Source organism: Pseudomonas sp. BN607 (assembly GCF_029871175.1).
In the GTDB taxonomy this organism is placed as follows: Bacteria; Pseudomonadota; Gammaproteobacteria; order Pseudomonadales; family Pseudomonadaceae; genus Aquipseudomonas.
Map to the genome: position 1 here is coordinate 1 of NZ_SSOE01000017.1, position 8938 is coordinate 8938.

General features: G+C 66.2%; 2 protein-coding genes. Both read right to left on the bottom strand.

Annotation, left to right across the window (positions count from 1 at the left end; all coding sequences use genetic code 11):
* The coding region (locus E8E68_RS01320) for a non-ribosomal peptide synthetase (RefSeq protein ID WP_280339276.1) at nt 1-8195 on the bottom strand (8195 nt) is incomplete at its 3' end.
* Nucleotides 8192-8938, bottom strand: a 747-nt coding sequence (locus E8E68_RS01325; protein WP_280339278.1) for a phosphopantetheine-binding protein, incomplete at its 5' end; no start/stop codon positions are given. The genes E8E68_RS01320 and E8E68_RS01325, both read right to left, overlap by 4 nt.

Here is an 8938-nt window from a genome sequence, read left to right on the forward strand (position 1 = left end):
GCGCTATCGCTCAGCATGTGGCGCACGCGCTCGGCCGGGTAGTCCGGGTCTACCGGCACATAAGCACCGCCAGCCTTGAGGATGGCCAGCAGGCCAACCACCATCGACAGCCCACGTTCGACGCAGATCGCCACCCGATCATCCGGCTGCACGCCCAGCCCGATCAGATGATGCGCCAGGCGGTTGGCCTGCTCGTTGAGCTGGCGATAGGTCAGCTCACCTTCCTCAGCCCGCACGGCCACGGCATGCGGCGTGCGCGCAACCTGCGCCTCGATCATGCCGTGCAAGGTTTGTTCAAGGTCGTAGTCAACGGCCGTGTCGTTGAAGTCAACCAGCAACCGCCGGCGCTCATTCGCAGCGGGCAGGCCTACGTGGGCCGGGATGGTCCGGTCACCTGCCGCGAACGCCCACAGCACTTGCTTCAGATAACCGGCAAAACGCTCGATGGTCGCCCGGTCGAACAAAGCGGTTGCGTAGACGATGCCGCCGGCAAAGCCATCGGCCCGCTCGCCCAGGCTCAGGCTAAGGTCGAACTTGGCAATGCTGGCCTGGCTACCCATAGCGGTTACTTCAAGATCAGCCAGTTGCAGGGGTTGGCCGCCGGGGTTGGCGTCCCAGTCCAGCGACACCTGGTACAGCGGCGTATGCGCCAGGCTGCGCCGCGGACGCAGGATTTCGACCACCTGCTCGAACGGCAGGTCCTGGTGCGCCTGCCCGGCCAGTATCACAGCCTTGGCCCGAGCCAACAACGTGGCGACATCCGGTGCCCCGGACACATCCACGCGTACTGCCAGCGAATTCACGAACATGCCGATCAGGCCGTCTACTTCCGCGCGTTGGCGGTTGGCGACCGGCGAGCCGATCACCACTTCATCCTGGCCAGCCAGACGTGCCAGCAACACCGCCCAAGCGGCCATGAACAGCATGTATGGCGTGACGCCATGGCGTCGGCACAGCGCCTTCAGTTCGTCGCTCAAGCGCGGGTCCAGGGTCAGTTCCACGCTGGCTCCGGCGTACTGCTGGCGTTCCGGTCGGGGTCGGTCCCAGGGCAGGCTGATCAGTGCCGGCGCGCCGCTGAGCTGGGCGTTCCAGTAATCAACCTGCTCTTGCAAGGCAGCACCACACAACCAGCGGCGCTGCCACATGGCATAGTCGAGGTACTGCACCGGCAAGGCGGGCAATGGGTCGGGCTGGCCGGTACTGAAGGCCTGGTAGAGCGCAACCAGCTCTCTCACCAGGACGCCCAGCGACCAGCCATCGGCAACCAGGTGGTGCAAGGTCAGCAACAGCACGTGCTGATCCTGGGCCAATCGCAGCACCTGCCCGCGTATCGGCAATTCACGGTCCAGCACGAAGGCCCGGCCGGCTTCATCACCCAGTAACAGTGCCAGGCCTGGCTGGTCCAGCCCGGGGCAGTCTTGCCAAGCCAGCGCGAAGCCGCTGCTGTCGCTTGCCAGCACCACGTGGGGTTCGCCGTCCCGCTCGACAAAACAGCTGCGCAAGCTTTCGTGGCGTTCGATCAAGCGCCGCAGCGCCCGCTCCAAGGCTGTGCGCTGCAGCTTGCCCTCCAGCCGCAGTGCCAACGGGATGTGATAGGCCGCGCTGGCCTCCTGCAACTGGGCCAGGAACCACAACCGTTGCTGCGCGAACGACAGCGGCAGCAGGCCTTCACGCGGCATGCCGGCGATGGCTGGCAGCCCCTGGCCCTCGTGCCCCAGGCAGGCAGCGACCGCCACCAGCCTGTCATCGACGAACAAGTCAGCCAGTGCCAGCTCACTGCCAAAGCGTTGCCGTACCTGAGCCAGCATGCGCATGGCCAGCAACGAGTGGCCACCGAGTTCGAAGAAGCGGTCGTTACGGCCGATCGGCTGAACTTCGAGCAACTCGGCCCACAGCGCTGCCAGGGCCTGCTCGCGCTCACCTTCAGGGGCCTCGAATGCCGCCACCGCAAAGTCTTGTGGGCACGGCGCAGGCAAGGCCTTGCGGTCGACCTTGCCATTGTTGTTCAGGGGCATCTGCGCGAGCGCGACGAAGGCCGACGGCACCATGTACTCGGGCAAGCGCCCGCGCAAATGGCTGCGCAGGTCCAATGCCGTCAACGTTGCCACCTGCCGGGTGTACCAGGTTACCAGGCGCAACGACCCTTGTTCATCGGCCACGGCCATTACCAGCACTTCGCCGATACCCGGTACCTGGGCCAGTTGCTGCTCGATCTCGCCCAGTTCGATGCGGAAACCGCGGATCTTGACCTGGTCGTCATTGCGCCCCAGGCACTCCAGCAGGCCATCGTTACGCCAGCGTACCAGGTCGCCTGTGCGGTATAGCCGGGCGCCGAGTTGCTGGCTGAACGGGTCGGCGATGAAGCGTTGGGCAGTGAGTTCCGGGTGGTTCAAATAGCCAAGGGCCAGCCCATCGCCGCCGATATACAGCTCGCCAATCACACCCCGCGGTAGCAGTTGCTGCGAGGCATCCAGTACATAGGCCTGGGTATTGCCGATGGGCCGGCCAATCGGTATCTGGCCGGCGTCTGCTGCTACCTCGCAGACCTCGCAGACGACGGCGAACGTGGTGGTTTCGGTCGGCCCGTAGCCGTTCAGCAAACGCAGGGCCGGTGCCCGTTGCCGCAACGCGCGGAACGCGGCCGGCTCGGCACGCTCGCCGCCGCTTATCAACAGCCGCAGGGTGGCCAGTGCCTCGGGTACCAGCTGCACGTACTGGTTGAACAGCGCAGTGGTCAGGAACAGCACGCTAATGCCCTGCTCCACCAGCGCCGCAGAAAAGCGCGGGGGGTCGATCAATGTGGCGTGATCGATCACCCGCACCTGGCCGCCATTGAGCAGCGCGCCCCAGACTTCCAGGGTGCTGGCATCGAATGCGGGATTGGACACGAAGCCCACCCGGTCGGTATCCAGCAGCTCGGCGTAGCCATTGTTCAGCACCAGCCGCGCGATACCGCGGTGCGGCACGCAAACGCCCTTCGGCTGGCCTGTAGTGCCCGAGGTATACATGACGTAGGCCGTGCTGCCGGCATCCGACGCCACTGCGGGGTTGTGCCCAGGCTGGCAGGCGAGCGACAGAAGGTCCAGCTCGAGCCGCTGCACCGGCAGGTCAGCCATGACGCCGGAAACGGTCAACAGCAAGGCCGCCTGGCAGTCCTCTACCATGAACGCCTGGCGCTCGGTCGGGGCATGAATGTCCAGTGGCACATAGACGGCAGCGCACTTCAGCACGGCCAGTTGCGCGACCAGCAGCGACAGCGAGCGCGGCAGCAGTAACGCCACGCAAGCACCTGGTTCTACACCGCTGGCAATGAGGTAGTGAGCCAGGCGGTTGGCGCGCTCGTTCAGCTCGCCATAGCAGAAGGCCTGCTCGCCGTGCACGGCAGCCAGGGCCAGCGGGTGGCGGGCGACGCGCTGCTCGAAAAGGCGTTGGACCGGCAGGTCACGGGGGTAGCTGTACTGCGTGGCGTTGAGTGTTTGCAGCAAGGTCTGGCGCTCTGCCTCGCCCACCAACTCCACCTGGGTCAGAGGCTGCTGGTCATCGTCTGCCATGGCCCACAGCATGCGCTCGAAGTAACCCATGTAACGCTGCACTGTAGCCTCGTCGAACAGCGCCGTTGCATAGTCGAGGCTGCCCGCCAGGGTGTCGCCCCGCTCGCCGAGGTTGAGGGTGAGATCGAACTTGGCCACGGCTGCGGCCTGAGCCACCGCCTCCAGTTGCAAACCCTGCAAGTGCAGCGCTGTACCTTCTGTAGCCTGCCAGTTGAGGGTGGCCTGAAACAGCGGCGTGTGCCCCAGGCTGCGTGTTGGGCGAACGATTTCCACCACCTGTTCGAAAGGCAGGTCCTGGTGCGCCTGGGCCTCTAGCACCCGGCTACGCACGTGTTCCAGCAAAGCCTGTGCAGCAGGCGCCTGGCAGCTGTCGATGCGCATGGCCAGGGTATTGACGAACAACCCTGCCAGGGGTTCGAGTTCGGCTCGGCCGCGCCCGGCCACTGGGCAACCGATCACCACCTCGGGCTGGCCTGCCAGGCGACTGAGCAAGGCCGCCCAGGCCCCCAACACGGTCATGTACAGCGTTACCCCGTGGCGCTGGGCCAGGGTTCGCAATGCCGCAGTCAGGCGCGGCCCGAATTGCAACGGCAGGCTCGCACCAGCGAAATCCTGGCGCTCCGGGCGCGGTCGGTCGGTTGGCAATTTCAGCAGGCTGGGCGCGCCCTCCAGCGCCTGTCGCCAGTACGCGGCCTGGCGTTGCAACTGCTCACCGGCCAGCCAGCGCCGCTGCCACACTGCGTAGTCACCGTACTGAATCGGCAAGGCCGGCAGCGGGTCGCCCGTGCCGCTGCATAGCGCCCGGTAAAGGACGCTCAGTTCGTGGGTCAGTACGCCCAGCGACCAACCGTCGGCAACGATATGGTGAACGGTCAACGCCAATACATGGTGTTGCGCCCCCAGCCGCAGCAGGTGTGCCCGTAGCAGCGGCCCGTGGGCCAGGTCGAACGGCGCAGCCGCTATTTCGCCCAGGCGCTCCGGCAAGGCCTCGGCGCGCAGCGCCTGGTACTGGAACCAGCCCGCCCCCGGGGTGGCGGCGATCACCACTTCGGCGCTGTCGTCGCGCGGCATGAAGCGGCTGCGCAAGGTCTGGTGGCGCTCCATGATGCGCAACAGCGCGCTTTCCAGCGCATCGGTATCCAACGGGCCGCGCAGGCCCAGCGCCAAGGGGATGTTGTAAGCCTGGCTGCCGCCCTCCATCTGCGCCAGGAACCACAGCCGCTGCTGGGCGAACGACATGGGCAGCGCAGGCGCGTGCGGCACCGGCAGGATCGCCGGCAGCGCGCTACGCCCGGCGCTGGCCAGGACCTGGGCAACGGCAGCAAGCTCGGGGTTGGCGAACAGTTCTGCCAGGCTCAATTCCACGCCCAGGCGCAGGCGCACCTGCGAAACCATGCGCATGGCCAGCAGCGAATGGCCGCCAAGGCTGAAGAAATGGTCATGCCGCCCCACCCGCTCGACGTTGAGCAGCTCTGCCCACAGCTGCGCCAAGGCGTGCTCCAGCTCGCCTTTGGGCGCCTCGTAGGCGTGTTCGAACAACGCAGCCCGCTCGGGCCGGGGCAGTGCCCGGCGGTCGAGCTTGCCATTGGCGGTCAGCGGCAGTGCTGGCAACTCGACGAAGGCTGCCGGCACCATGTACTCCGGCAGGTGCGCCTGCATCTGGGCGCGCAGGCCTTGCGCGGTGAGCGGCTGTACATCGGGCCTGGCTGTGAAATAGGCCACCAGCTGCGGCTGGCCAGGGTGGTCCTCACGGGCGATGACCACCGCTTCGTCGATCCCGGCCAGGCTCGCCAGGCGGCTCTCGATTTCGCCCAGCTCAATGCGTACGCCACGGATTTTCACTTGGTCGTCGTTGCGCCCCAGGTACTCCAAGGCGCCGTCCGCCAGCCAGCGCACCAGGTCGCCCGTGCGGTACATGCGCCCACCGCCCTCGGCGGCGAACGGGTCATCGACAAAGCGCTCGGCCGTGAGCTGCGCACGGTTCAAATAGCCACGCGCGACCCCTGCGCCGCCAATGTACAGCTCACCGGGCACGCCCAGTGGCACCGGCTGCCGCAGTGCATCGAGCACGTATAACCGGGCATTGTGCACCGGCTTGCCGATATGCAGGGCAGCCCCTGCTTCCACCACGCCAGAACTGGCCACCACGGTAGTTTCGGTCGGCCCGTAGTTGTTGATCACGGCGAAGCGCTGGTTGCGGTTGAACTGGCGCAGGCGGTCGCCACCGATCAGCAGGGTGCGCAGGGTCGGGTGCTCCAGCTGATGATTGAACGCGTGTTCAGCCACGGGCGTGGGCAGGAAGCTGACATCAAGCGGCTGCGCCTGCCACCACGCGAGCATGCTGTCCAGATCGTCCCGGCCCTCGGTCGAAGGCGCCAGGTGCAGCGTGGCACCGGCGCACAACGCGGGCCATACCTCCCAGGCCATGGCGTCGAAACCGAAACCGGCCAGGCTCGAGGTATGCCGGCCCTGGCGCAGGTCGAAGGCACGGCAATGCCAATCCACCAGGTTGTTGACGGAACGGTGCTCGACCATCACGCCCTTGGGTTGGCCAGTCGAGCCGGAGGTGTAGATCACATAGGCCAAGTGGTTGGCCGCAAGACCCGGCACCACCGGGTTGCATGTGAACGCCGGCCAGTTCGGCTGATCGAGCAACAGCACTGGAGCGTCCAGCCCTCCCAGGCGATGCTGCAGCGCCTGTTGCGTCAGCACTGCCACCGGGCTGCTGTCTTCGAGCAGATAGGCTACGCGCTCGTCCGGGTGGGCCGGGTCTACCGGTACATAACTGGCGCCGGCCTTGAGCACGGCCAGCAAGCCCACCAGTGTGTCCAGGCCGCGCCGAGCCACCACGGCGACCCGGTCGTCAGGCTTGATACCCAAGGTGATCAAGTGGTGGGCCAGCGCATTGGCCCGCCGGTTGAGGTCGGCGTAGCTCAGCTCGACCCCGGCGCTGGTGGCGGCAATGGCGTCAGGGCACATCACCGCCCGCTGCTCGATACGCTGATGCAGGGTCAGGTGCTGCTCGTAAGGGGCAGTGCAGTCGTTGAAGCGCTCCAGCAACTCGGCGCGTTCGGTGGCCGGGAGCATGCCCAATCCGTTGACGGCAACGTGCGGCGTTTGCAGCAGATTTTCCAGGGTCTGTTGCAGGTAGGCGCAGACGCGCCAGGCGGGCACTTCGGCGCTGGCGAGCAAGGTCAGGCGAAACGCCTGGCCAAGGTCATCCACACTCAAGGTCAATGGGTAGTTGGTCGCTTCGGCCGACTCGACAATGTCGATACCAGCCAATGCAGCCCGGCGCGGTTCCACCCCGCCCGGCGCGCTGTGGCGGTAGTTGAGCAAGGCATTGAACAGCGGCGCAGGTGCGGCGACGCCACTGCAGCGCTGGGCCAACGCCAGCGGCGCATGTTCATGGCGCATCAGCGCGCTCAGCCGCAGGTGGGTGGCGCGTATGGCACTGCCCAGGTCGGCGCCGTCCAGGTCCACCCGCAGCGGCAGGGTGTTGATGAAGATACCCAGTGCCCGGTCGGTGGCCTCGGCGCCCAACAGGCGGCCCATCAGCACCGTGCCGAATACCACCTGCTGGCGCCCGGTCAGGCCACCCAGAACCCTACCCCAGGCTAGGTGGAACAGGCTGGCGACGCTCACCCCCAAGTTGCGGGCCTGCTCGCGCAGGCCCTCGCACAGGGCCAATGGCAATTCGACCTGGTGCTCGTTGTGCACCTCGCCATCACCCTGTACGTCCTGCAGCCCATAGGCCAAGGTCGCTTCATCGATATCGCCGAGCATGTCGCGGAAGAACGCTTCGTGCTCGGGTTCGCCGATACCCAGCACCGCTTGCGCCACATAGTTGCGGAACGGCACCGGTGCACCCAGCTTGGCTTGTTCACCGCTGAGAAAGGCAATCAGCTCGTGGCGTACCACGTCCAGTGCGCTGTGATCCATGGCGATGTGGTGGAATTGCAGGGTAGCAGCAAGTGTTCCGTCAGCCCCGGGCGCTTCGCGCAGCAGGCGAATCAGCGGCGCCTGGGTCAGGTCGAGCCAGTCGCCTCCGGCAGCATCGGCGGGCAGTGCCAGGATCACCAGTTCAGCTTTGCGCCAAACCACCTGCACGGGTGTATCCAGCCCCTGCCAGTGCACCGAGGTGCGCAGGATGTCGTGGCGGGCGATTACCCCGCGCAAGGCGTCGGCAAATGCCTGCAGGCGCGCCTCGCTGGCGAACACGAAGCGCGCCTGCATGACGTAGGGGTCGCTGTCGGTGGCACTGGCATGATGGAACAGCATGCCTTGCTGCAATGGCGCCAGCGGGTAGATGTCCTGCACATTGGCCGCGCCGCCGGGGATTGCGTCGAGGATGCTGTCCAGGCTGGCCTGGTCGAGCGTCACCAGGCTAAGCATCTGTGGGGTGATATGCGCACAACCCGGGGGGATCAGGTTGCCCGGAACCTGCACAGCGCCCTGCCTCACCGCGACGTACTCGCCGCGCTCGATCATGCCCACCAACGCGGGTTTATGAGCGCGCAATTGCGCCACCAGGGCGCTGTCGGTCAGTGCCTGGCGGTTGCCTTGCACTACCAACTGGCCATCCTTGAGGGCCAGTTGCACGTTGTGCGAGGTCAGCGTTGCCAAAAGTTGGTCGATGCTCACAGGACGATCTCCATTCTGTCTGTGATGGCTGCATAGCCGGCCAGGGTCGGTTGGTCGAACAGGGCGCGCACGTCGGCCTCAAGGCCTTTTTCGCGTAGCCGCGACGTCAGTGTCACTGCCAGCAGCGAATGGCCGCCCAGTTCGAAGAAGTTGTCGTGCCGCCCTACTTGCTCTACCCCCAGCAGCTCGCACCAGAGTGCAGCCAGCAGGGTTTCGGTTTCGCCTTCGGGGCATTCGTACGGCCGCTCTTCAATCGCGCCAGGTGCTGGCAGCGCCTTGCGGTCGAGTTTGCCGTTGGGGCTCAGCGGCAGGGCTTCGAGGTGCACGAACAGCGCTGGCACCATGAATTCCGGCAGATGTGCCAGCAGCGACGTTCGCAGGGTTTCCACGGTTTGCGGGTGACCGGTGTAATAGCCGATCAGGCGCTGCTCCTTGGCCAGCACCACCGCTTCCTTGATGCCCGCGATGGCGGTAAGGCCGGCCTGGATCTCGCCCAGCTCGACCCGCAGGCCGCGCAGCTTGACCTGGTCATCGTTGCGGCCGAGGTATTCGAGGTTGCCGTCTGGCCGGTGGCGGGCCAGGTCGCCGGTACGGTACAGGCGCCCGCCAGGCACGAACGGGTCATCGATGAAGCGCTCGGCAGTAAGCTCGGCCCGGTTGAGGTAGCCGCGGGCGACCTGTACGCCACCGATGTACAGCTCCCCCGCCACCCCTTGCGGCACCGGTTGGCGCTGCTCGTCGAG